This is a genomic window from Luteimonas mephitis DSM 12574 (assembly GCF_000422305.1).
Classification (GTDB): Bacteria; Pseudomonadota; Gammaproteobacteria; order Xanthomonadales; family Xanthomonadaceae; genus Luteimonas; species Luteimonas mephitis.
This window is the reverse complement of sequence record NZ_KE383816.1, coordinates 174,566-199,688: the sequence shown is the minus strand read 5'-3', so window position 1 is coordinate 199,688 and position 25,123 is coordinate 174,566. Positions and strand designations below refer to the sequence as shown.

Here is a 25,123-nt window from a genome sequence, read left to right as displayed (position 1 = left end):
TAAGGATTCGACGAGATGAATACCATTACCCGCGTGTTGTTGACGGCCGTGCTTTGCACCGCAGCCGTTGCCTGCTCCAAGAAGGTCAAGGAAGTGCCGCCGGCCGACACCGGCCCGAGCACCGGTGTCGTCGACCAGACCGGGCCGACCACGCCGGGCGCCTACGGCCCGGGCGACCTCGACACCGATGCCTGCCTGCGCCAGCGCGTGGTGTACTTCGACCTGGACCAGGACGCGCTGCGTCCGGAATTCCAGGCCGCGATGGCCTGCCACGCCAAGTACCTGCGTGACCGTCCGTCCTCGCGCATGACCCTGGAAGGCAACGCCGACGAGCGCGGCAGCCGTGACTACAACCTCGGCCTCGGCGAGCGCCGTGCCAACTCGGTGTCGTCGGCGCTGCAGGCCAACGGCGGCTCCGGCGCCCAGATCACGGTGGTCAGCTACGGCGAAGAGCGCCCGACCTGCACCGACTCGAACGAGGATTGCTGGGCCAAGAACCGTCGCGTCGAGATCGTCTACACCGCGAAGTAAGCACCCTGCGTAACCGACGTCGGCAGCTGGCGGGAACCCCGTCAGCTGCCGATTGTCTTTACAGCACCAGAAGTTCACCGAACCAGAAGCATTCCGGCCATGACCATGCATTCGACCAGGACTCTCCGCAGTTTCGCCCTCGCTGCCGCAGTCGCGGCCATCGTTGCCGCGACGCCCGCATTCGCGCAGCGCGCCAGCCTCGCCGACCGGGTGGCTTCGCTCGAGCAGCAGGCGGCCAACAACCAGGGCAACGTGGACCTGCTCAACCAGGTCACCCAGATCAAGAGCGAGCTGCAGGCGATGCGCTCGCAGCTCGAAGAGCTGCAGCGCCAGAACGAGCAGCTCGAATCGACCAATCGCGCGCAGTACCTCGATCTCGACGGCCGCCTGAACCGGCTGGAAAGCGGGGCGCCCGCGCCGACGCTCGATCCCAGTTCCGTCCCCGCCGCCGCGGCGCCGGCCAAGTCCGCCAATGCACCGATCGCCGGCGCGGCGCCGGAAGCCGCGCCCGCGGTCTACGGCGACCCGGGCGCAATGGCGCGGACCGCCGACGAGCGCGGTGCCTACGCGGTGGCGTTCGACGCGCTCAAGTCCGGCCGCTACGCGGAATCGGCGCAGCTGTTCCACGATTTCCTGCAGGCCTACCCCAACGGCGCCTATGCGCCGAACGCTTACTACTGGCTCGGCGAGAGCTACTACGTCACCCAGAACTACGCCCTGGCGCAGCAGCAGTTCCAGGCGCTGATCGACCGTTATCCCACTCATGACAAGGCGCCGGGCGCGTTGCTGAAGGTGGGCCTGTCGCAGTACGGGCAGAAGCAGCTCGGCGACGCCGAAAGGACACTGTCCGAAGTGTCGACGCGCTATCCCGGCACCGACGCGGCGCGCACCGCCGATGACCGGCTGCGCGCGATCCAGCTGTCGCAGGTGCAGTAGGTCGGGGCTACGCCCGCGACGGTTCTTGAATCCACGGGTGCCGGGGATGCAGTCCCGGCCCGCGACCGCCCCGGATCGCGTCCGGGGCAGGCCCTACAATCCATCCATGAACGCCGCTTCCGCTGCCAATGACGCGGCCGCCGCCGCATCGGCGGACCGGCTGCGCATCACCGAGATCTTCCTGTCGCTGCAGGGCGAGGCCCGCGATGCCGGCTGGCCGACCGTGTTCGTGCGCCTGACCGGCTGCCCACTGCGCTGCCAGTATTGCGACACCGCCTACGCCTTCCACGGCGGGCAGTGGCGCGAGATCGACGCCATCCTCGCCGAGGTCGCGCGCCACGGCGTGCGCCACGTCTGCGTGACCGGCGGCGAACCGCTGTCGCAGAAGCGATGCATCGTCCTGCTGCGGCGGCTGTGTGACGCCGGCTACGTGGTGTCGCTGGAGACTTCGGGCGCGATCGACATTTCCGAAGTCGACCCGCGCGTGTCGCGCGTGCTGGACATCAAGACGCCGGGTTCGCGCGAGGTCGAGCGCAACCGCTGGGAGAACCTCCCGCTGCTGACCTCGCACGACCAGGTCAAGTTCGTGCTCTGCGGTCGCGCCGATTACGAATGGGCGCGCGACGTGGTCGCCGGGCAAGGCCTCGACAAGCGCTGCGACGTGCTGTTCTCGCCGAGCAAGTCCGAACTCGCCCCGCGCGAACTGGCCGACTGGATCGTCGCCGACCGCCTGCCGGTGAAGTTCCAGATGCAGTTGCACAAGCTGCTGTGGGATGACGAGCCCGGGCGCTGATTCGGCGGCGTGGGCGGGACAGCGCGCGACTGAATGGCCCGCCCTGCCCGAGCCCGGCGCGTCGAAGCGGGTGAAGCCACTCCAGGTTGTCGTCCCGGGTGCTGCGCGAGGTCGTTGCCGCAGGAGGGCCACGCATGGCCCCTCGCTCTGGCTGTGCCCGGAATGACAACGACCATCCGTCGCTGCATGCTCTTTCCCGATTCCCGATTCCCGATTCCCGATTCCCGATCTTCAATCCCCCATGAAAAAAGCAGTCGTCCTTGTGTCCGGTGGCATGGATTCCGCCGTCGTCGTTGCCATCGCACGCGAGCAGGGGTTCGCCGTGCATGCGCTCAGCGTTTCCTACGGCCAGCGCCACACTTCCGAGCTGGACGCCGCCGCCCGCGTGGCCGCCGCGCTCGGGGCGGTGGAGCACAAGACCGTCGGCGTCGACCTGCGCACGATCGGCGGCTCCGCGCTCACGGCCGACATCGACGTGCCGCTGGATGCGGACCAGGACGCCGATGCGCCCGCCATCCCGGTCACCTACGTGCCCGCGCGCAACACCATCATGCTGTCGGTGGCGCTGGGCTGGGCCGAAGTGCTGGGCGCGGCCGACATCTTCTGCGGCGTCAATGCGGTCGATTATTCGGGCTACCCGGATTGCCGGCCGGAATTCATCGAGGCGTTCGAGCGCCTGGCCAACCTCGCCACCAAGGCCGGCGTCGAAGGCGCGGGCATCCGCGTCCATGCACCGTTGCAGCGGATGAGCAAGGCCGACATCGTCCGCGAAGGCCTGCGCCTGGGCGTGGATTTCGCGCAGACCGTCTCCTGCTACCAGGCCGATGCACAAGGCCGCGCCTGCGGCCACTGCGATGCCTGCCGCCTGCGCGCCGAGGGCTTCTCAGCCGCGGGAACAGCCGATCCCACGCGCTACGCCGGGTAGGGCAGGGCGCCAGCGGTGCGGTAGAATTGCCGCCCCGCGCGACCTGCGCGGCCTCGTGGGCCGTTAGCTCAGTCGGTAGAGCATCGGACTTTTAATCCGCTGGTCGATGGTTCGAATCCATCACGGCCCACCACATGCGCCTCCCGTCCCCGCCCTGGAACAAGGCGACCCGCGAAGCGGATCGGCCTGGTTGATCGGCTGCATTGAACTGTCGGAGCGCGGACCAGAACCGGCCCGGGAGAGACGATACGACGGCCACCGACCGGGCGAAGCCCGGGCGGATGAGACTCTGGAACTCACCAGGCAGAAAAAGAGACTCATGAACGAGTCTCCAGGAGTCTCCGCTGGGCCAGCAAGTCTCGCGCATGAGGCTCCGGGACTCACGGATCAGCAAGCAAGCCTCGCGCATGAGGTTCCGGGACTCGCGAACGAGACAAAAAGCCTCACGCATGAGGTTCCGGGACTCACGAACGAAACAAAAACTCTCACCCACTAGACTCCGGGACTCGCCGATGAGCAGAAAAGTCTCGCGCATGAGGCTCGAGGACTAACGGTTGAATGAAAAAGTCTCACGGGTGAGGCAGCGCGCCTCGTTGACGAGACGAAAAGGCTGGCGCGTGAGGCTTCATTGCTCAAGGATGAAGCGAAAAGCCTGACGCATCAGGCTCCGTTGCTCACCACTGGAGCAGCACCAGTGGCGCAAGGAGCTGAAAGGCTGGAAGAGGCGGCTGGGACGCGGAATCGCCCCCAACCGCCCTGGCAATGAAGCAGTGGACGGTCATTGCCTGGAAATCGTCGTCCTCGGGGCGGAAGGCGCTGTCGGCCAGGCAGGTTTCGGGTCTGCCGCTGCTGGCAGTGGTGCCCGATTGCCAGGCGCTGGCGCGGGAATTCCGCTGCCGATCACCGCGGGCGTGGGTCTCATCGCGCTGTCGGGGCGTGGCGGTGCTCAACGGCCTGGTCATGATCGCCTTCATCCGCACGTTGCGCGAACAGGGTGCGCCGCTGGACGAGGCCATCGTGGAGGGCGCGCTTGGCCGCCTGCGTCCGGTGCTGATGACCGCGCTGGTGGCCTCGCTGGGCTTCCTGCCGATGGCGTTCAACGTCGGCACCGGCTCGGAAGTGCAGCGGCCGCTGGCGACGGTGGTGATTGGCGGCATCGTGTCATCGACCCTGCTCACGCTGCTGGTGTTGCCGGCGCTGTACCGCTGGCTGCATCGCGAGGACGCCACGACGGGGCAGGGAACGGCGGCGCGCTGATCCGCGCAAGGAAGGTCGGGCCGGTCCGCGGGCCATGCGGGCCGGTGACGCATCGGCACGAGTTCGCCGCACCGCAGCATTTTGCCGTGTAATGACAATTATCGTCTCGTTCTGACCTCGATTGTCATCGAAAAGTGCGCAACGTCCATGTCGGGCACCGCCGATCCCGCCGTCAGGAGCGGCTCATCCTGCGAACCGGGCCTCAGACGGGCGGCGCTGCTTCGCGTGGCGCGTGGAAGGCCGCGGCGCCACGGCATGTCCTGTTCGTGTGCGCGCTGCGCGTGCACCTCGTCTCGCGAGCCACGGCGGGCGCCGCCCGGATGCATGAGGGCTGGAATCCACATGCGCTCACGCAAGCCGCATGTTGGATGGGCAACAATTCGAGGGGCACCGGGTGGCCCGCGATGTCGGTGGTGGCATCGGCTCGCCGCAGATGCACGCGTCCAGCGCAATCTGCCGAAACGCGACATGCCCACGCAGCACGAGGAACAGGATATGAAAGCAACGGCACTTTCCACGGGATTCTTCAACCAGCTTGCGCAGAAGCGGCAGTTCGCGGCGTGCATCGCCGATCTCGCGGCTGCCATGGCCACGCAGGCAGGTGAGGCCGCGACCCGTCCGCTGTCGCGCGAGCAGCTTGAACGCGCATTCCAGGCCAACCTCGTCGAGACCGGGCTGGTCATGGACCTGGTCCTGGAATGGGCTGGCGAACAGCGCGCACAGGGGCTGGCGTCCGACAACGACGTCTTCTGCACGTAGCCGCCGCGTCGCGGCCCGGCCTGTCGCCGGTTTCAGGCGGCGACGGATCCGTGCAGGACCGCCAGCACTTCCTCGCCGTAACGGGCGAGCTTGGTGCCGCCGATGCCGCCGACCTGGGCCAGTTCGTCCAGCGACGACGGCCGCAGCCGGGTGATGTTGCGCAGGGTGGCGTCGTGGAAGATCACGTAGGGCGGCACGTTCTGCTCGCGCGCAAGGCGCGTGCGCAGGTCGCGCAAGGCTTCGAACAACGGCTGCTCGCCTGCTGAAAGCTCGATGGCCGCCGCCGAGCCCGTCGCGCGGCCGCGCTCGCGCTGCTTCCTGCGCGGCAACTCCTTGCGCAGCATCACCGTCTGCTCGCCGCGCAGCACCGCGCGGCTGGCGTCGGTCAGGCGCAGGCCGCCGTAGCCTTCGGTGTCGACGTCGAGCAGGCCGGCGGCGACCAGCTGCCGGAACACCCCGCGCCAGGTGCGCGCGTCGAGGTCGGCGCCGACGCCGAACGTCGACAGCTGCTCGTGCCCGAACTGGCGGATGCGTTCGCTGTCGGCGCCACGCAGGACGTCGACCAGGTGCGCGACGCCGAAGCGCTGGCCGCTGCGGTACACGCAGCTCAATGCTTTCTGCGCGGCCACGGTGGCATCCCAGGCCTCGGCCGGCGCCAGGCAGTTGTCGCAGTTGCCGCAGGGCTGGCCGGGCCCGCGCGCGGAATACTCCTCGCCGAAGCTGGCCAGCAGCACCTGGCGCCGGCAGCGCATGGTTTCGCAGTAGCCGATCAGCGCATCGAGCTTGCGCCGCTCCAGCCGCTTGCGCTCCTCGCCGGCCTCGGAGTTCTCGATCATCTGCCTGAGCAGCACCAGGTCGCCGAGGCCGTGGCACAGCCAGGCCTCGGCGGGTTCGCCATCGCGGCCGGCGCGGCCGGTTTCCTGGTAGTAGCCCTCGATCGACTTGGGCAGGTCGACGTGGGCGACGAAGCGTACGTCCGGCTTGTCGATGCCCATGCCGAAGGCGATGGTGGCCACGATCACCACGCCTTCCTCGCGCAGGAAGCGACGCTGGTTGGCGGCGCGCGTGGCCGCGTCGAGGCCGGCGTGGTAGGGCAGGGCGTCGAAGCCGAGTTCGACCAGCGCCGCCGCCGTCTTCTCGACTTTCTTCCGCGACAGGCAGTAGACGATGCCCGCCTCGCCGCGATGTGCGTCCAGGAAGTCGCGCAGCTGCGCGCTGCCGTTGTCCTTCTGGACCACGGTGTAGCGGATGTTGGGCCGGTCGAACGAGCTGACGAAGTGGCGCGCGTCCTCCAACTGCAGGCGCTCGGCGATCTCGCGCTGGGTCGGCGGATCCGCGGTGGCGGTGAGCGCGATCCGCGGGATGTCGGGCCAGCGCTCGTGCAGCAGGGTCAGCTCGCGGTACTCGCGGCGGAAATCATGGCCCCACTGCGAGACGCAGTGGGCCTCGTCGATGGCGAACAGGGCAATGCGGCTGCGTTCGAGCAGCGACAGGAAGCGCGGCGTCAGCAGGCGCTCCGGGGCGACGTAGAGCAGGTCGAGCTCGCCCGCGAGCAATTCGCGTTCGATGCGGGCGGCGTCCTCGCCGTCGAGCGTGGAATTGAGGTACTCGGCGCGCACGCCGAGCTGGCGCAGGGCCTCGACCTGGTCCTGCATCAGCGCGATCAGCGGCGACACCACGATGCCGCAGCCGTCGCGCAGCAGCGCCGGGATCTGGTAGCACAGTGACTTGCCGCCGCCGGTGGGCATCAGCACCAGCGCATCAAAGCCGGCGCTGACGTGGTCGACGATGGCGGCCTGCTCGCCGCGGAAGGCGGCGTGGCCAAAGGTCTTCCGGAGCGTTTCGAGTGCGGCGTTTCCCATGCATGCAAGGGTAGCAAGCCGGCGTCGCGGGTCAGTCGGGGATTGTCGCGCGGCGGCGTAGGGACTTGGCCCCCGCAAATGATCCCGTAGGAGCGGCCCATGGCCGCGAGCTTTTTGCTGGCCTGCCGGAAGCCGGAAACAAGAAGCTCGCGGCCATGGGCCGCTCCTACGGCGGGGAAAGGGCCGCGTTGCGGCGGCCCGTGCCGGCTACTGCAGCAGCGAGCGCAGCATCCAGGCGTACTTCTCGTGGGTATGCAGGCGCTGGGTCAGCAGGTCTTCGGTAGGCGCGTCGTCGGCGGCGTCGGCGATGTCCAGCACCTCGCGCGCGGTGCGGCAGACAGCCTCGTTGCCGACCACCAGCTGGCGTACCATCTCGCGCCAGTCGGGAGCCTCGGTCAGGCCCGGTTCTTCCTTGATCGTCGACAGGCGGATGAACTCGGCATACGAACCCGGCGCGTTGAAGCCCAGCGCGCGGATGCGCTCGGCGGTTTCGTCCAGCGCATTCCACTGCTCGGTGTACTGCTCTTCGAACATGTTGTGCAGGGCGTTGAACATCGGCCCGGTGATGTTCCAATGGAAGTTGTGGGTCTTCAGGTACAGGGTGAACGCGTCGGACAGGAACACCGACAGTCCCTGGGCGATCTTCTTGCGATCGGTCGCATCGATCCCGATGTCGATGGCCGGGCCGCGGTCGCCGGGACCTGGCGATGCGGCGGGTTTCGGGGCAGCCGGTCTGGATTTCTTGCTCGGGGTCTTGGCCATCGGGTTTCTCCTGGAAAGGGCATGACGCCACAATAGGGACGGGCGGCAGGCGCGTGGAATCGGATCGTGCCGTCTAATCAGACAGATGAAGCCTAAAGAGCCAAATGCAAGTGCCGCGTCAAGGCAGGCGCAGCGCGCCATCGACGGCGCCTGCAGCCGCGATGCCGCGCGCCTGAAGGGTTTGCTGCGCCGCTGGCAGGCCGCGCCGGCGGATGCCGGCGCGCGCGAGGCATTCGAGGTCGCGCTGGCGCAGTCGGTCGAACGCCGCGCCGCGCGTGCGGCGCGCCTGCCGCTGGCAGCCGTGGATCCGTCGCTGCCGATTGCCGCGCATGCCGACGACATCGTTGCGCTGGTCCGGGACCACCCGGTGGTGGTGGTCGCCGGCGAGACCGGTTCGGGCAAGACCACCCAGCTGCCGAAACTGTGCCTGGCCGCCGGCCGCGGCGCGGCGGGGATGATTGCCTGCACCCAGCCGCGCCGGATCGCCGCACGCGCGGTGGCGCGGCGCGTCGCCGAGGAGCTGCAGGTGCCGCTGGGCGGCGCGGTCGGCTTCCAGGTGCGTTTCTCCGACAACGTCTCGGCCGACACCGCGGTCAAGTTCATGACCGACGGCATCCTGCTGGCCGAGATCGCCTCGGACCGCTGGCTGTCGGCCTACGACACCATCATCATCGACGAGGCCCACGAGCGCAGCCTCAACATCGACTTCCTGCTCGGCTACCTGAAGCAGCTGCTGCAGCGGCGCCGCGACCTGAGGGTGATCGTGACCTCGGCCACCATCGACACCGAACGCTTCGCCGCGCACTTCGACGGCGCGCCGGTGGTCAACGTGGAGGGCCGCGGCTATCCGGTGGAAGTGCGCTACCGGCCGCTGGAAGGGGAGGGCGAGGACGAAGGCGAGCGCACCGTGCTCGACGGCGTCCTTGCCGCCTGCGACGAGATCGCGCGCGAAAGGCCGATGGGCGACACCCTGGTCTTCCTGCCCGGCGAGCGCGAGATCCGCGACGCGCACCAGGCGCTGGAACACCGGAAATACCGCCATACCGAAGTGCTGCCGCTGTACGCGCGGCTGTCGGCGCGCGACCAGGACCGGGTGTTCAACCCCGGCCCGCAGCGCCGCATCGTGCTGGCGACCAACGTCGCGGAAACATCGCTGACGGTGCCGCGCATCCACTACGTGGTCGATCCCGGCCTGGCGCGGGTCAAGCGCTACAGCCCGCGGCTGAAGCTCGACCGGCTGCACGCCGAGCCGGTCAGCCAGGCCAGCGCCGACCAGCGCAAGGGCCGCTGCGGCCGCATCGCGCCGGGCACCTGCTACCGGATCTATTCCGAGGCCGACTTCGAATCGCGCGCGGCGTACACCGACCCGGAGATCCGCCGTGCGGCGCTGGCCGGGGTGATCCTGCGGATGCTCTCCCTCGGCCTGGGTGGCGACGGCGATCGCGGCGGCAAGCGGCGACGCGGGCGGGGAGACGGGGAGAGGCGCAGCGATGCGAACCTCGTCGAGGATTTCCCCTTCATCGATCCGCCCGATCCGCGCGCGATTGCCGACGGCTGGCAGCAGCTGGCCGAACTCGGCGCGGTCGATGCGCAGCGCAGGCTCACGCCGATCGGCCGCACGATGGCGAAATTGCCGGTGGACGTGAAGCTCGCGCGCATGCTGGTCGCCGCGCAGGCGCACGGCTGCCTGCACGACATGCTGGCGATCGCCTCGTTCCTGGGCATCCAGGATCCGCGCGAACGGCCGGCCGACCAGCGCGCCGCCGCCGACAATGCGCACGCGCAGTTCCGCGATCCGAAATCGGAGTTCGTCGGCATCCTCAGGCTCTGGGAGGCCTATCGTCTCGTGCACGAGGCGTCGACCCAGTCACAGCTGCGCAAGTGGTGCGAGCGGCACTTCCTCGGCTTCCTGCGCATGCGCGAATGGCGCGAGCTGCACCGGCAGCTGAAGCTGCAGTGCGAGGAACTGGGCTGGAAGGAGCAAGCCGCGGGCAGCGGACTGGTGTTCGCGGACGACCTGCCCGAAGCGCAACCGATCCGGCCAGGCGCGCAGGCTGAAGACGCGGCTGCCAGCGCGCAAGCGCGAGAGACTGTCTCTCGACGCAGGCGCGGCCGGCGCGGGACCACGGGGTCGAATGCGGGGCCGGACGCCGGTCTCTCGCGCCTGCATGCCGGTGGCGACAAGGCAGCTGCGTCCGTTTCGACGCCACCCAACGAGTCGCGCACGGCTGCGTATGTCCGCTTGCATCGCGCGTTGATCGCCGGCCTGCCCACCCAGCTCGGGCACCGCACCGAGCGCGGCCAGTACGAAGGGCCGCGCGGGCGCAGGTTCCAGCTGTTCCTCGGTTCGCCGCTGGCATCGAAGCCGCCGCCGTGGGTGCTGTCGGCCACGCTGCTCGATACCGAGAAAGTGTGGTCGCTGACCAACGCGGCGATCGAGCCGGAATGGGCGATCGCCGAGCTGCCGCACCTGCTTGCGCGCCGGCATTTCGATCCGCGCTGGTCGCGCAGCCAGGGCCGGGTGGTCGGCAGCGAGCAGGTCTCGCTGTTCGGCCTGGTGCTGGCGCCGAAGCAGCCGATCCACTACGGCGGCCTGTACCCGGAGGAGTCGCGCGACATCTTCGTGCGCGACGGCCTGGTCACGGGCGAGATCAACACCCGCAGCGCCTTCGTCGCGCGCAACCGCAAGGTGCTGGCGCAGGCCGAAGAAGAGGAAGCCAAGCAGAGGCGCGCCGGGCTGGTGGTGGACGAAGAGTGGATGGCGCAGTGGTACCGCGACCGGATTCCCGCGGAGATCACCAGCGTGCAAGCGCTCGATGCCTGGTACGCGAAGCTGCCGGCCGCCGCGAAGCAGGCGCTGGAATGGAGCCGCGACGACCTGCTGGTGGCCGATGGCGCCGACGCGGACCTTTTCCCGGCGTTCATCGCGCTTGGCGACGCGCGGCTGGCGGTGCGCTATCGCTTCGAGCCCGGTGCGGTGGACGACGGCATGACCGTTGTCGTGCCGCTGCACCTGCTCAACGCGCTGGATGCCCCGCGACTGTCGTGGCTGGCGCCCGGCTTCGTCGCGGACAAGGCGGCGGCGATGATCCGCACCCTGCCGAAATCGCTGCGGCGCAACTTCGTGCCGGCGCCGGATTTCGCGCGCGCGTTCGCGCAGGCGCACGGCAGCGCCGATGCAGGCGCCGACGCGTTTGCCGGCACGCTGGCGCGGTTCCTCAAGCGGATGACCGGCGTGGAGGTCACGGGCGGCGATTTCGAGGAGGCCGCGCTCGAGCCGCACCTGCGTGCGAACCTGCGCCTGCTGGATACCGACGGCCGCAGCGTGCTGGCCGAATCACGCGACCTGGACGCGCTGCGCGCACGCTTCGGCGCACAGGCACGCGATGCGTTTGCCGCGCGTGCTTCGGAAGGCCTGGCGCAGGACGGGTTGGTGGAATTCCCGGCTGAGCCCATTCCGGAATCGGTACCGGGCGCCGGCGGCGTACCCGCCTATCCGGCGCTGCACGATGACGGCGACAGCGTCCGCCTCGACGTGCACGCCGACCGCGACGAAGCGCGCCGCCACCATCCGCGCGGCGTGCGCAGGCTGCTGGCGTTTGCCTTGGCCGATCGCGTGCGCCAGGCGCGCAAGCAGCTGCCGGTCCCGCCGAAGACGGCGCTGCTTTATGCGGCGATCGAGTCCGCAGCGCCGCGTGCCTCGTCCAGCGGCAGGCCCGCCGATCATTTGCGCGAGGATCTCGTCGATGGCGCGTTCGCCGCGCTTGCGGCGGGCGGGCTCGGCGACATCCGCGACGCGGCGGCGTTCGCCGCGCGCAGCGATGCGATCGGCAAGGCGCTGTTCGGTGAAGCGATGGCGCGGCTGCAGCAGGCCGAGACCATCCTCGGGCTGGTGGCCGAGGTGCGCGCGAAGCTCGATTCGAAACTGGTCGGCTGGGCGCGCGGCAACCTCGACGACATGCAGGCGCAGCTGGCCGCGCTGGTGCCGCCGGGTTTCCTGCGCGACGTGCCGGCGCAGGCGCTGGCCGAGTACCCGCGCTACCTGCGCGCGCTGGCCACGCGCGCGCAGCGCGCGCTCAACGACCCGCCGCGCGACCAGCAGCGCATGCTCGACCTCAAGCCGTTCACCCAGGCGTTGGCCGAAGCCGCCGCCGAAGGCCATGCCGACGATCCCGAGTGGCAGGCGCTGCGCTGGGACATCGAGGAACTGCGCGTTTCGCTGTTCGCCCAGGAACTGGGCGCGAAGGGCGGGGTGTCACCAAAGAAGCTCGCCGCGCGGATGGCGCGGCTGCGGTAGGTGACGCCATGGCAAGGGCACTCGCGTTGCGAATGCGTGGTTGCGTTACTTGACCCGCTCGACCTTGGCGCGGGTGTTGTAGCCCTCGATGCGCAGGTACCAGGTGTTGCCGATCAGGCTGGGCGTGATCTTGACGGCCGGGTTTTCGACGCGCACGCCGGCCAGCGAGGCGGTGTCGGTCTGGCGCCACTGCTGGCCGTTGTCGAGGGTGTAGGTGTTGCCCTTGCGGAAGCCCTTGAACTGCCCGGCGATGTGCGCATCGATCGGTTCGGACGAGCCGAAGTGGAAGAAGCCGCGGTTCTCCGTTTCCACCATCTCCTTCGCCTGCACCGCGGCCTGTTCGGCTGCCTTGGTGGTTTCGGTGGTGATGGTGCGGTTCAACCAGGCGTTGAGGTTGGCCAGTTCTTCGGCGCTGAGCTTGTCGAGGCCGGCGGCCTTGAACTGTTCCGGCGTCATCGCCTGCTCGATCGGCGGCTGCGCGGCCGGGGTCTGTGCGAACGCGGGAAACGCGCAGCCGAGCAGCAGGGTGAACGCGAGCAGGATCGACGAGCGCATGGTCTGTTCCTCGGGTCGGGAGGCCGCTAGTGTAGACCTTCCCCCCGGAGCAGGAACCGCGCGTGTCGTCGCCCGTCCACAACGTCGAGCAAGTCCTGGCCGCGCACCCGGCCGTCGCCGCCTTGCCGCGGCGTTTGCGGACGTTGCTCGACGAGGCGTTGGCCGGCGCGGGGGATGCCCCGGACGCGACGCTGGCCGAACTGGTCGACACCCTCGACTCGCTCGCGCTGCTCAATGCAGATGGCGAGGCGGTGCTGGCCGCGATCCTGCACGCACTGCCGGACGCCGCTGCGCGGCTGGGCGCAAGGCTGGACGACGCCGAACCGGCGGTCGCCGCGTTGCTCGACGGCCAGCGCGCCGCCAACCAGGTCTGGGCGCTGCACGCCGAACGATCCGGGCAGGGCAGCGCCGAAGGCCTGCGGCGCCTGCTGCTGGCGATCGTGCGCGACCTGCGAGTGGTGCCGATCCTGCTGGCGCGGCAGCTGGCGCAGCTGCGCACTGCCTCGCAGCGCCCGGACGACGAGCGCCGCGCGCTGGCGCAGCTCACCCGCGACATCCATGCACCGCTGGCCAACCGGCTGGGCATCTGGCAGCTCAAGTGGGAGCTGGAAGACCTCGCGTTCCGTTACCTCGAGCCGGAGACCTATCGCCGCATCGCGCGCCTGCTCGACGACAAGCGCGCCGGCCGCGAGCAGTACATCGACCAGGTCACCCGGACGCTGCGCGAGGCGCTGGCCGCACAGGGCATCGACGGCGAGGTCGCCGGCCGGCCCAAGCACATCTACAGCATCTGGAAGAAGATGCAGAAGAAGGACGTGCCGATCGGCGAGCTCTACGACCTGCGCGCGGTGCGGGTGCTGGTCGATGACATCCCCGCCTGCTATGCGGCGCTGGGCGTCGCGCACGCGCTGTGGATGCCGATTCCCAGCGAGTTCGACGACTACATCGCCCGGCCCAAGCACAACGACTACCGCTCGCTGCACACCGCCGTGGTCGGGCCCGAGGGCAAGACGCTGGAAGTGCAGATCCGCACCCGCGAGATGCACGCGCAGGCCGAGCTGGGCGTGGCCGCGCACTGGCGCTACAAGGAGCAGGGCTACGCGGGGCGCAGCGGGCCGCAGCGTTCGGCCGCGGGCAATGCCGCGCTCGACCGCAAGATCGAATGGATGCGGCGGCTGCTGGATGCCAGCGCCGATGGTGCGGGCGAACTCGCAGGCAGCCTCGACACTGAGCTGGTCGAGGACCGCATCTACGTGCTGACACCGCGCGGCGAAGTGGTCGACCTGCCGCGTGGCGCCACGCCGCTGGATTTCGCGTACCACGTGCACACCGACGTCGGCCACCGCTGCCGCGGCGCCAAGGTCGACGGCCGCATCGTGCCGCTCGACCACGTGCTGCGCAGCGGCGACCGGGTCGAGATCCTCACCGGCAAGGTGTCCGAGCCGCGCCGCGACTGGCTGCTGGCGTCCAACGGCTTCCTCGCCAGCGCGCGCTCGCGCGAGAAGGTGCGCAGCTGGTTCCACAAGCTCGACCGCGCGCGCAACCTGCAGGACGGCCGCGAGCTGCTCGACAGGGAGCTCAAGCGCCTGGGCCTGCAGCAGGCCGACCCGGCGCCCGCGCTGCAGAAGTTCAACGCGGCCACGCTTGACGACCTGCATGTGCTGGTTGCGCTGGGCGACGTCGGCCCGCACCAGGTCACGCGCGCGCTGCTCGAACACGAGCGCGGCCTGCGCGAACCGGCCGCTCCGGGCGATGGCGAACTGGCCGTGCGCGTGCCGCGCAAGCCGGCGAGGACGCCGGCTTCGGCGTTCACCGTGGTCGGCGTGGGCAACCTGCTGGTGCAGGTGGCGCGCTGCTGCCAGCCGGTGCCGGGCGAGGCCGTTGCCGGCTACCTCACCCGCAGCCGCGGCGTGAGCGTGCACCGCGCCGACTGCGCCGCGTTCCTGCGCCTGTCGGCCGCGAGCCCCGAGCGCGTGCTGCCGGTCGAGTGGGGCCGCGCCGGCGGCGGGCACGAGGCCGGCGTGGTGGTCGACGCGGTCGACCGCAAGTACCTGCTCAAGGACCTGACCAACCTGATCGCGCAGGAAGACGCGCACGTGCTGTCGATCCGCAGCGACAGCGGTCGCCACGGCCAGCAGCGGTTGCACATGCAAGTGCGGGTGCAGGATTTCGGCCAGCTCTCGCGCCTGCTCGGCAAGATCGAAAGCCTCCCGGGCGTGCAGCAGGCGCGACGCGCCTGAGCAACGCGGGCCAGCGGCACGACGGCGAGATCACTGTGGCCTCAGGCGGCATCTTCTATGCTGCGCCGGTGATCCACGTACGCGATACGCCAAACCATCCCGACGGGGGGCGCGGCGCCGACCTTGGCGATGGCCGGCGCGAGCCGGGCATGGGGCCGCTGGCGGGCCTCGACTTCGCGCGCCGCACGCCGCGCCGCGCGCCCGTCCCTGCGCGTCGGCGATGGTGGCCGTGGCTGCTGGCGTGCGCGCTGCTGGCGGCGGTGCTGGTCGTGGCATTCCGCAAGCCGCTGGCCGACTGGCTTTGGCCGCAGACGCGGGCGCAGGCGCTGCGCGTGCAGGCGGCGCAGGCGCTGGCGCAGGGCCGGCTGACCGCGGCCGACGGCAGCGGCGCGCGCGAGCTTTACGAAGCGGCGCTGGCGATGGACCCCGACCGTGACGAGGCGCGCGTGGGGCTGGGACAGGTGGCGGAAGCGGCGCTGGCGCAGGCGCGCGTCGCCACCGCGCAGGATCGCTTCGCCGACGCGCACGCGTCGCTGCGGCTGGCGCGCGCGCTGTCGGTGCCGCGCGCCGACGCCGATGCCGTGGCCGCGGCGCTGCGCAAGCGCGAGGCGGCCCATGCCGGCATTCCCCGGCTGCTCGCGCAGGCCGAGGCCGCGCGGGAAGCCGGGCGGCTGACCGGCGACGACAGCGCCGCGCTGCCGCTGTACCAGCGCATCCTCGCGCTGCAGCCGGAAGATACGCGCGCGCTCGAAGGCCGCGAGGACGCGCTGGGTGAACTGCTGCAGCAGGCCCGCGCGCAGTTGCGCGAAGGCAAGCTCGCCAAAGCCACGGCCGCGATTTCAGCCGCGCGCGACTTCGACCCGGGCCACGTCGACCTGCCCCACACCCAGGCGCGCTTGAACGAGGAACTCGACGACGTGCGCGGCCGCGCCGCCGCAGATCTGCGTGCCGGGCGCCTGGAGCGCGCCGAAGAGCGCTACCGGCTGCTGGGCGAGGCCGGGCAGCAGGCCGATGCGGACGCAGGATTGCAGCGCGTCGCGGCTGCCTGGGCGCATCGCGCCGAAACCCTGGCTGCCGATTTCCGCTTCGCCGCCGCCGACTCGGCGCTGGACAGGGCGCGCGCGCTGGCACCGGACGCCGCCGGAATCCCGGAAGCCGAGCACCGCATCGCCCGTGCCCGGCAGGCGCATGCACGCCTGGGCAGCCAGGTGCCGCCACGCGAGCGCGCGCGTCGGGTCGCGCGCCTGCTGGACGAGGCCAGGCAGGCCGAAGCGCGCGGCGACCTGCTCGACCCGCCCGGCGACAGCGCCTTCGACAAGCTGCGCGCCGCGCGCGCGATCGCGCCGGACGATCCCGCCGTGCGCAAGGCCAGCGCGCGCCTGCTGCCGGCCGCGAAGGAATGCTTCGAACGCGGCCTGCGCGCCAACAACCTCGGCCTTGCGCGCGCCTGTTTCGATGCGCGCGTGGTGCTGGAAACCGATGCCGCCGCGCTGGCATCGGCGCGCCGCCGGCTGGCCGGGCGCTGGCTGGCGATCGGCGACGAGCGTCTTGGCGCTGGTGAATTGCGCGGCGCCAGCGCGGCACTGGCCTCGGCGCGCGCGCTGGATCCGGCCACGCCGGGCCTCGATGATTTCGACCGCCGCATCCGCGCGGCTACCGCGCCGCAGCGCTGAGTCGCGCAGCGACCGGCGCAGCCGGGCGCGGGGACGCCGTCGGTCCGGGCCTGCCGGCAGTCCAGCTGCCGCGGCCCGTCGAGGCTTTCCGCCGATCGCGTACAGCCGGTAGCGGGGGCGGGATTCGAGCCTGTGCCCGTCAGGTCATGGGCCTCGCCAGTTGCCGGATTGCTTCACGGCGCCGCGACCATGGTCGCTCCCGAAGACCCCGCTCCCGCTGAGCCCGCTGCCGGCGGGCGCGGCGTGCCGTCAGTCGCGCGGTGCGAAGAACACCTGCCGCACCGTTTCGCGCGCGGCGTCGAGCGAGAAGTGGCGCGCCACGTTGTCCAGCCCGTTGCGGCTGAGCGTCGTCCACAGCGCTTCGTCCTCGTGCAGGCGCACCACCGCGTCGGCGAAGGCATCGGCGTCGTCGGCCACCAGCACGTCGTGGCCGTCGCGCGTGTGCATGCCTTCGATCGCGCATGAGGTCGCCACCACCGGCTGGCCGTGCGCCATGCTCAGGTTGACCTTGCCCTTGACGCCGGCGCCGTAGCGCAGCGGCGCCAGCGCGACCCGGCAGCCGTCCATGTACGGCGCGATGTCGGGCACGTGGCCGTGCACGGTGATGCCGTCGCGTTCGGCCAGCGCGCCGATCGCCTCGACCACGTCGCCGCCGATGCAGTGGAAGCGGACGTCGGGCAGGCGCAAGCGCACCCGCGGAAACACCGCGTCGGCGAACCAGCGCACCGCATCGACGTTCGGCGGATGGCGGAAGCCGCCGACGAACACCAGGTCCCGGCGCTGCGCGAACGGCGCGCCCGGACCGGCGATGCGGTGCAGGTTGGACAGCACTTCCACGCGCGCGGCGGGTGCGTCGGTCGCAAGCAGTGCGCGCTCGGCGTCGCTGACCACCAGGGTCAGGTCGCTGCGCGCGATCACGTCCAGTTCCAGCACGCGCGTGCGCTGCGCCGTCCGCGCCCGCGCGGCATCGCCGGCCACTTCGGCCGCGCGCTGCTCGCGCAGGTAGTGCAGGTCGATCGTGTCGAACACCAGTTGCGCCTGCGGCGCGTGCTTGCGCAGCAGCGGGAGGAATTCGCGCGCGACGTAGTGGCGGCAGGCGATGACGCTGTCGAAGCGCGGCCCGTGCTCGCGCATCCACGCCGGGACGCCGCCGACGAACGGGGCGAACCAGGTTTCCACGCCGAGCGCCTGCAGCGCTTCGGTGTACGCGCCGGCATGCTTCAGGTCGGCGGGCAGGAACACCACGTGGGCGCCTTCCGCTTGCAGCAGGCGCATGAGGTTGACCAGGCGCAGCGATCCGGAATCGCGATCGGGCATCGGCGACAGCGCGTCGATCACCAGCACCTGCCTTTGGCGGTGATGCAGCGTGGCGGGCGAGGGCACGACATCGGCAGCCAGCTGTTGCCGCAGCGCTTCGGCCCGATGCGCCGCGAAGCGTTCGCGGTTGCGGACCTGGCTGGCCTTGGCGCCGTGGCGGGTATCGGTGCCGGCGGTGGTGCCCTCGTCGTGGACCACGCGTGCGGCCGGCTGGTACAGCACGCGCCTGCCGGCGGCGCGGACCGCGAAGGCCAGGTCGGTGTCCTCGTAATACGCCGGTGCATAGCGCACGTCGAACATGCCCGCCTGCACGAACAGGGTGCGCGGAATGACAATGGCAGCGCCGCTTGCGTAGTCGGTATCGCGCAGGTAGCCGTAGCGCGGATCGACGGGGGACTGGTGGCGGCCGTAGTTCCATCCGCTGCCGTCGGCGAACACCACGCCGCCGGCCTCCTGCAGCCTGCCATCGGGATACAGCAGCTGCGCGCCGACCAGGCCCGCGCCGGGATGGTCGGTGAAGGTCTGCAGCAGCGCATCGAGCCAACCGGGCTGCGGCACGGTGTCGTTGTTGAGGAACACCAGGAACTCGCCGCGGGCCAGCGCGGCGCCGTCGTTGCATGCGGCGATGAAGCCGCCGTTCACGGCGCGGCGGTGATGGCGCAGGCCGGCAATCGTCGGCAGCACCTCGGCGCTGTCGTCCGGCGAGCCGTCGTCGACCACGATGACCTCGAACGCCGCCTGCGGCGGCTGTTCGACCAGCGCGCGCAGGCAGCGCAGGGTGTGTTCGAGCTGTCCGTAGACGGGGATGACGATGCTCGCCAGCGGTTCGGCGCTGGTGGCAAGCCGCGCCGGCACGCGCGGCGTCGCGGCGGGGAAGTACAGTGCAGCGCGCTGCGCCGCGGGGACCCGGCGCAGCTGCGCGCGTACGCGCTCCCAGCTTGCGCGCAGGCCGCGCGTGCGCAGGCTGAGCCAGCCGCGGCGGATCAGGCCGGTCGCGCGATCGAACAGGAAACGCGCATCGGCCAAGGAAATCGACAACTTGGAGCTCCGGCTGGCGGAATGGAGGGCGGTCGCGCGGGATCATCCCCGCTGCGGCCCGGCACCTGCGGGCGGCGCCCATTTTGCGCCATGGACGGCATCGCCCGGAGATGCCAACGCTGCAAGCCGGCGTTCAGCGGGGTCTGCGATAGACTCGTCGCTTCCGCGGCGCGCGCGCCATTGTCGCATCCCTCTTCCCGAACCGTACCGTGGCCCGAATCGATTACGACGAAGACGAGGACGCGCTCGACGGAAACGGCGCCGCGCCGGACTGGCGCCGGCGCCTGCTGACCTGGACGCTGGCGGCCGTGGGCCTGGGCCTGGGCTTCCTGATCCCGTACACGCTCTACCTCAACCACCAGGTCAGCGAACGCTTCGGCCAGCTGCGCTGGCAGGTGCCCACCCGCGTATACGCGCGCCCGCTGCAGCTGGCGCCCGGCGTGGCGATGGATGCGCAGACGCTCAAGACCGAGCTGGCCGCGGCGTCGTATCGCGAGGACGGCGGCAAGCGCCCCGGGACGTACGAACATGACGGCGCGCGCTGGGTAATCGCCAACCGCGGCTTCCGCGATGTCGACGGCGACGTCGCCCCGAGCCGGGTCGAAGTCACCCTGTCCGGCGGCCGCGTCGCCAGCCTGCGCGACGCCGGCAGCCGCAAGGCGGCCAAGTCGGTGCGGCTGGACCCGGCGCGCATCGCGACCCTCTACGGACAAACGCAGGAGGAGCGGCAGCTGGTCCGGATCGAGGACGTGCCCGAGCTGCTGGTGACCGGCCTGCAGGCGGTCGAGGACCGCGACTTCGCCCATCACCACGGCATCGACCTGGGCGGCATGCTGCGCGCGGCTTTCGTCAACCTCAAGTCCGGCGAAGCGAAGCAGGGCGGCAGCACGCTGACCCAGCAGCTGGCGCGCTCGGGCATCCTCGGCATCGGCCGCGAGCAGACCTTCAGCCGCAAGTTCAACGAGATCCTGTTTGCCCTGCTGATCGAGGCGCGCTACGACAAGCGCAGCATCCTCGAGGCCTACCTCAACCAGGTCTACCTCGGCCAGCGTGGTGCGCAGGAGATCCGCGGCGTCGCGGCCGGCGCCGAGTACTGGTTCGGCCGCGAACTGGGCGACCTGTCGACGGAACAGATTGCGCTGCTGATCGGCATGGTCAAGGGCCCGTCGGCCTACGATCCGCGCCGGCACCCGGACGCTGCGCGCGATCGCCGCGACTTCGTGCTGGCGAAGATGCACGAGTCCGATCCGCAGCTGATCGACGACGCGCAGTACGCGCGCGCCCGCAAGGCACCGCTGGGCGTGACCAACGCGCCGGGCAGCACTTCGGCCAATCCCTTCCCGGCGTATGTGGACCTCGTGCGCCGGCAGCTGGTGCGCGACTACCCGGCCGACGCGCTGCAGGGCGCCGGCCTGCGGGTGATGACCGGGATGTCGCCTGCGGCCCAGGCCTACGCCGAAGGCGCGGTGACGCGCACGCTCAAGTCGCTGGAAAACAACAAGCGGCCGCCGCTGCAGGCCGGCGTGGTGGTGACCGACGTCGACAACGGCGACGTGCTGGCCGTGGTCGGCAGCCGGGATTTCCGCCAGCCGGGCTTCAACCGCGCGATCGAGGCGCGACGCCCGGTCGGTTCGCTGCTCAAGCCCTTCGTCTACATGCTGGCGCTGGCATCGCCCGACCAATGGTCGCTGGCCAGCTGGGTGGACGATTCGCCGGTCACGGTGACGCTGGGCAACGGCAAGCGCTGGAGCCCGGGCAATTCCGACGGCCGCAGCCACGGCAGCGTGCGCCTGATCGATGCGCTCTCGCAGTCCTACAACCAGGCCACGGTGCGCGTGGGCATGGCGGTGCAGCCGCAGCGCGTGGCGATGCTGCTCGACAAGCTGGCGGGCATCAAGGCCGACCCCAATCCCTCGCTGATCCTGGGCGCGGTGGACCAGAGCCCGTATGCGATGGCGCAGCTGTACCAGTTCCTCGCGTCGGGCGGCGAGATCCAGCCCCTGCACCTGGTGCGCGGCGTGCTCGACGGCGACGGCAGGATGCTCAAGCGCTACGACAAGGAACCCAAGCCGGCGCAGCCGGGCGACGCGATCGCCGTGCGCCTGATTTCCACCGCGCTGCAGCGCACGGTGACCAACGGTACCGCGCACCAGCTCGTCCGCGACGGCCTTGGCCGCCTCGACGCCGCCGGCAAGACCGGCACCAGCAACGATGGCCGCGACAGCTGGTTTGCCGGCTGGACCGGCGATTACCTCGCCGTGGCCTGGGTCGGCAACGACCAGAACGAGATGACCGGCCTGTACGGCGCCACCGGTGCGATGCGGGTCTGGTCCGGCCTGTTCTCGCACCTGCCCAGCGCGCCGCTGAAAGTCGGCAGCGACGGGCTCGACTGGCAGTGGGTGGCGCAGTCCAACAGCACCGATGCGTCCTGTCCCGGCGCGCGGCAGTTCCCGTTTGCCAAGGGCTACGCGCCGCCCTACCAGGGCTGCGTGTTCGCCGAGCCCGACGGCGCCGCCGAGGAAGAGCAGGGCGGCGGCTGGCGCAGCTGGTTCGGACTCGACCGCAAGCCGCAGGACCCGGCCAAACAGCTGCCCGAGCAGTCCGCACCGTCCCAGTCGCAAGAGCAACCCTGATGTCGATTCGAATCCAAGTCGTCGCGCGCCGCTGCGCGCCCGCCGTCATTGCACTGGCGCTGGCCGCCTGCGCAACCTCCGAGCCCGCGCCGCCGCAGCCCGCGCCGCTGACTGCCGCCACCCCGCAGCAGCAGGTCGCCGCGATCCGCGCCGCCGCGGGCGACGGCGAGGGTGAACTGGCGATCCAGCCGCTGCGCGATCCCAAGGTCGAAGACCTGCGCGAACAGGCCTCGCGCCTGGAGGCGCAGGGGCACTACGCCGACGCCGCCAGCGCGCTCGACCAGGCGCTGGAGATCGTGCCGGACGATCCGGCCCTGCTGCAGGAGCGGGCCGAGGCCGCGCTGCTGCTCGGCGACCACGACCAGGCCGAGACGCTGGCCCGGCGTGCCTTCGAAACCGGTTCGAAGGTCGGCCCGCTGTGCCGCCGCCACTGGGCTACCGTCGAACAGGCGCGCCTGCTCGAAGGCGACGCGGCTGGCGCGTCGGCCGCGAAGGCGCAAGTCGGGCAGTGCGCCGTCGCCGGCGTCAACCGCTTCTGAGATGGAGGACGGAACCGGAGAGAGCCTGGCCGCACGCAGCCGCGCCGCCCTGGCCGAAGGCGGCATGCTGGCCGCGCAGATCCCGGCGTTCGCGCCGCGGCCTTCGCAGCAGGATCTCGCCGCCGCCGTCGCCGAGGCGCTGGACGCGCGCGGCGTGCTGCTGGCCGAGGCCGGCACCGGCACCGGCAAGACGTTTGCCTACCTGGTCCCGGCGCTGCTGTCGGGGCAGAAGACCATCATCTCCACCGGCACCCGCGCGCTGCAGGACCAGCTCTACCACCGCGACCTGCCGCGGGTGCGCGACGCGCTTGGCGTCGGCATCAAGACCGCGCTGCTCAAGGGCCGCGCCAACTACCTGTGCCGCTACCGGCTCGAGCGCGCTAGGGGCGAGCCGCGCTTTTCCGCGCGCGAGCAGATTGCGCAGTTCCAGCGCATCGTGTCGTGGAGCGGGCGCACGCGCATGGGCGACCTGGCCGAACTCGACGGCCTGCCCGACGACTCGCCGCTGCTGCCGATGGTCACTTCCACCGCCGAGAACTGCCTCGGCAGCGAATGCCCGTTCTGGGGCGACTGTTTCGTCGTGCAGGCGCGGCAGCGCGCGCAGAACGCGGACGTGGTGGTGGTCAACCACCACCTGCTGCTGGCGGATCTCGCGCTCAAGCAGGAGGGCTTCGGCGAGATCCTGCCCGGCGCGCAGGCCTTCGTCGTCGACGAGGCGCACCAGCTTCCGGAGCTGGCCGCGCAGTTCTTCGGCGAGTCGCTGAGCGCGCGGCCGCTGGCCGAGCTTGGCCGCGACGCGCTGGCCGAATGCAAGGAGGTGGACGGTTCGCTGGCGGTCGTGCAGCAGCCGGCCAGGGAACTCGAACACGCCACCCGCGCGCTGCGCGCGGCGATGGAAGTGCTGCCGCCGCGCGGCACCCGGCTGCGCGCGCTGCAGGACGCCGGCGTGCGCGAGGCGCTCGACGCGTTGTCGCGCGCGCTGGCGGATATCGCCGCCGCGATCGCACCGCTGCGCGAGGCCGCGCCCGGCTTCGAGGCCTGCCACGTGCGTGCGCAGGACCAGCTGGCGCGGGTTGCGCGCTGGCGAGAAGAAAGGGGGTCAGAGTCACTTTCCGACCAGGCTTTCGATTCGACTGACGATCTTCCGTCGGAAAGTGACTCTGACCCCCTTTCTTCTTCCGACGTGCGCTGGTACGAACTCTCGCCGCGCGGCTTCCGCCTGCAGCGCACGCCGCTGGACGTGTCCGCGCCGCTGCGCGCGCACCGCGAGAGTTCGCGCGCGGCGTGGATCTTCACTTCGGCCACGCTGGCGGTCGATGGGCGTTTCGACCACATCGCAACGCGGCTGGGGCTTTCAAAGGGGGCAGAGTCACTTTCCCCGGACCGGGCGTCTGCCCCCGGCGAAGTTCAGCGGGAAAGTGACTCCGACTCCTTTGAAACCCTGCTCGCGCCCAGCCCCTTCGACTGGGCCTCGCAGGCGCTGTGCTACCTGCCGCCGCGGCTGCCGCAGCCGTCGGCGCGCGACTACACCGCCGCGATCGCCGAGGCGCTGCTGCCGGTGCTGCACGCATCCGGCGGCCGCGCATTCGTGCTGTTCGCCTCGCACCGCGCGCTGCGCGAGGCGGCCGACATCCTGCAGGGCGGGCCGTGGCCGCTGTTCGTGCAGGGACAGGCGCCGCGCGCGCAGCTGCTGCAGCGCTTCCGCGAATCGGGCAACGGCGTGCTGCTGGGCGCGGCGAGTTTCCGCGAAGGCGTGGACGTGGCCGGCGACGCGCTGAGCGTGGTGGTGATCGACAAGCTGCCGTTCGCCGCGCCCGACGACCCGGTGTTCGAGGCGCGCCTGGACGCGATCCGCCGCGCCGGCGGCAATCCCTTCCGCGACGAACAGCTGCCGCAGGCGGTGATCGCGCTCAAGCAGGGCGTCGGCCGCCTGATCCGCACCGAGACCGACCGCGGCGTGCTGGTGCTGTGCGATCCGCGCCTGCTGGAGAAAAGCTACGGCCGGCTGTTCCTGGACTCGCTGCCGCCGTTCCCGAAGACCCGCGACGTCGCCGACGTGGAGGCGTTCTTCGCGTAGGTCGGGTCGGCGTCCCCGACGCCCATGGCTGTCCGGGTTCCGGATCGTCGGGGGCGTCGCCCCGACCTGCGGCTTGGGTTGGGTCCCCGGCGACTGGCCGAAAAGTCGGCTTCGGAGGAATCTTCGTCCCGTCGTGCCGATGGTCGGCGGTGGCGCCGCGATCGCGCGAGGCCTCTTCGGCTGATCCCCCAGCAGGTCGCGGTGCGACGACCGGGGCATTCTCCAGGTCGTCGCAGCGGCCGGGCCGCTGCTGTCATGCGTGGCGTTGCCGCCTGCTGGATAGATCTGCAGGACATCGCCTGCAGGTTCGCGTCCCGTGCCCCGGCACGCAGCCGGGGCACGGGATTGCAGGACCGGCTCAGGTGCCGGCGTTGCCGGAGACGTCGGTGCAGTATTCGAGCACCGTGGTGAATCCGCGCGACATGTTGCCCCTGCATTGGGAGCCGCTACTGCCCCCGTCAAAGCCCCAGCCGTTGGTCGGCGTGGAGTTTATTGCCGTGTTGTCGCGCAGCGAGGAACCCGAGCCGCCACCAACGGTGCCATAAGCTCCTCCCGCGCCGGCAGGGATGAGGTTGATGAGCTGGTTGCGCGCGATCTCGTGTCCTGTGCCGGTGAAGGAAATTCCATAAACGTAGCCGTTACCGCTGCTGCTTCCGGTCACAGTCACGTTGACCACCTGATTGTCGCTGATCGACGTGCCGGTACCTGAGAGGGAAATTCCGACGCTATAGGCGCTGTCGAGCCTCCCGCCGGTATCAATGATCCGGTTGCGGCGCGCGGTGATGGCATCGCCCCGGAGAACCATTCCAATGAGGGTGCTGTTGTCCACCCGGTTGTCTTCGATCAGATGTCCTGCGCCACCGCCGATGTCGATTCCGATGTGGAACCCGCGCACGCCGCAGTTGCGGATCGTGATGTTCTGGCGGTTC

Annotated in this window: 16 protein-coding genes, 1 tRNA gene and 1 pseudogene; 13 read left to right on the top strand and 5 right to left on the bottom strand. The window is 70.6% G+C overall.

Annotated elements, in window-relative coordinates; translation table 11 throughout:
* The first annotated feature begins 15 nt into the window (after positions 1-15).
* The 7 genes and pseudogenes from pal (at position 16) to H570_RS0110925 (ending at position 5,201) form a co-directional block, all read left to right on the top strand.
* Positions 16-531, top strand: coding sequence for a peptidoglycan-associated lipoprotein Pal (gene pal / locus H570_RS0110960; protein ID WP_027080773.1), 516 nt, complete (start codon positions 16-18; stop codon positions 529-531).
* A 105-nt stretch (positions 532-636) separates the two neighbouring features.
* Complete coding sequence (ybgF, locus tag H570_RS0110955; protein WP_027080772.1) at positions 637-1,467, top strand: tol-pal system protein YbgF; 831 nt, start codon at positions 637-639, stop codon at positions 1,465-1,467.
* Positions 1,468-1,573: 106 nt separating this feature from the next.
* Positions 1,574-2,260 (top strand): 7-carboxy-7-deazaguanine synthase QueE, encoded by a 687-nt coding sequence (gene queE, locus H570_RS0110950; protein ID WP_027080771.1) that lies wholly within the window; start codon positions 1,574-1,576, stop codon positions 2,258-2,260.
* Between the two features lie 241 nt (positions 2,261-2,501).
* Positions 2,502-3,185 (top strand): 7-cyano-7-deazaguanine synthase QueC, encoded by a 684-nt coding sequence (gene queC / locus H570_RS0110945; RefSeq protein ID WP_027080770.1) that lies wholly within the window; start codon positions 2,502-2,504, stop codon positions 3,183-3,185.
* A 57-nt stretch (positions 3,186-3,242) separates the two neighbouring features.
* Positions 3,243-3,318 (top strand) — tRNA-Lys (locus H570_RS0110940).
* A gap of 751 nt (positions 3,319-4,069) precedes the next feature.
* Positions 4,070-4,442 (top strand): annotated as a pseudogene (locus tag H570_RS17275) (efflux RND transporter permease subunit); the annotation flags it as partial.
* A 468-nt stretch (positions 4,443-4,910) separates the two neighbouring features.
* Positions 4,911-5,201: a hypothetical protein gene (locus H570_RS0110925; protein WP_027080768.1), complete on the top strand. Its 291-nt coding sequence runs from the start codon at positions 4,911-4,913 to the stop codon at positions 5,199-5,201.
* 32 nt (positions 5,202-5,233) lie between these two features.
* Here H570_RS0110925 and recQ read toward each other — a convergent pair whose 3' ends face one another.
* Together recQ and H570_RS0110915 are read right to left on the bottom strand one after the other, a co-directional pair.
* Positions 5,234-7,063 (bottom strand): DNA helicase RecQ, encoded by a 1,830-nt coding sequence (recQ, locus tag H570_RS0110920; protein WP_027080767.1) that lies wholly within the window; start codon positions 7,061-7,063, stop codon positions 5,234-5,236.
* Positions 7,064-7,270: 207 nt separating this feature from the next.
* Entirely contained in the window at positions 7,271-7,825 is a 555-nt protein-coding gene (locus H570_RS0110915) for a Dps family protein (RefSeq protein ID WP_027080766.1), read from the bottom strand.
* Between the two features lie 85 nt (positions 7,826-7,910).
* On the opposite strand from H570_RS0110915, the gene hrpA reads away from it, so the two are divergent.
* Positions 7,911-12,122, top strand: a complete 4,212-nt coding sequence (gene hrpA, locus H570_RS0110910; RefSeq protein WP_027080765.1) for an ATP-dependent RNA helicase HrpA — start codon at positions 7,911-7,913, stop codon at positions 12,120-12,122.
* Between the two features lie 45 nt (positions 12,123-12,167).
* On the opposite strand, the gene H570_RS0110905 is transcribed toward hrpA, so the two are convergent.
* The gene (locus tag H570_RS0110905; RefSeq protein WP_027080764.1) at positions 12,168-12,677 is read right to left on the bottom strand and encodes a hypothetical protein; all 510 of its coding nucleotides are present in this window, start codon (positions 12,675-12,677) and stop codon (positions 12,168-12,170) included.
* Positions 12,678-12,739: 62 nt separating this feature from the next.
* Between H570_RS0110905 and H570_RS0110900 the strand changes: the two genes are divergently transcribed.
* Both H570_RS0110900 and H570_RS0110895 read left to right on the top strand, forming a co-directional pair.
* A complete protein-coding gene (locus H570_RS0110900; RefSeq protein WP_051176320.1) occupies positions 12,740-14,917 on the top strand; it encodes a RelA/SpoT family protein in 2,178 nt (725 codons plus the stop codon).
* Between the two features lie 68 nt (positions 14,918-14,985).
* Positions 14,986-16,590, top strand: a complete 1,605-nt coding sequence (locus H570_RS0110895; RefSeq protein ID WP_156899956.1) for a hypothetical protein — start codon at positions 14,986-14,988, stop codon at positions 16,588-16,590.
* Positions 16,591-16,839: 249 nt separating this feature from the next.
* On the opposite strand, the gene H570_RS0110890 is transcribed toward H570_RS0110895, so the two are convergent.
* Positions 16,840-18,945, bottom strand: coding sequence for a glycosyltransferase (locus H570_RS0110890; protein WP_027080761.1), 2,106 nt, complete (start codon positions 18,943-18,945; stop codon positions 16,840-16,842).
* Between the two features lie 209 nt (positions 18,946-19,154).
* Between H570_RS0110890 and mrcB the strand changes: the two genes are divergently transcribed.
* From mrcB to yoaA, 3 genes are read left to right on the top strand one after another with little or no spacing between them, the layout of a single operon-like run.
* Positions 19,155-21,578 carry a penicillin-binding protein 1B gene (gene mrcB / locus H570_RS0110885; RefSeq protein WP_027080760.1) on the top strand — a complete coding sequence of 808 codons (2,424 nt, stop codon included), beginning with the start codon at positions 19,155-19,157 and terminating at the stop codon, positions 21,576-21,578.
* The gene (locus H570_RS0110880; protein WP_051176318.1) at positions 21,578-22,117 is read left to right on the top strand and encodes a tetratricopeptide repeat protein; all 540 of its coding nucleotides are present in this window, start codon (positions 21,578-21,580) and stop codon (positions 22,115-22,117) included. The genes mrcB and H570_RS0110880 overlap by 1 nt, the downstream gene beginning before the upstream one ends.
* Position 22,118: 1 nt before the next feature.
* A complete protein-coding gene (gene yoaA / locus H570_RS17270; protein WP_036135989.1) occupies positions 22,119-24,194 on the top strand; it encodes a DNA repair helicase YoaA in 2,076 nt (691 codons plus the stop codon).
* Positions 24,195-24,552: 358 nt separating this feature from the next.
* Here yoaA and H570_RS17265 read toward each other — a convergent pair.
* A partial coding sequence (locus tag H570_RS17265) for a hypothetical protein (protein WP_036135987.1) occupies positions 24,553-25,123 on the bottom strand: 571 nt, incomplete at its 5' end.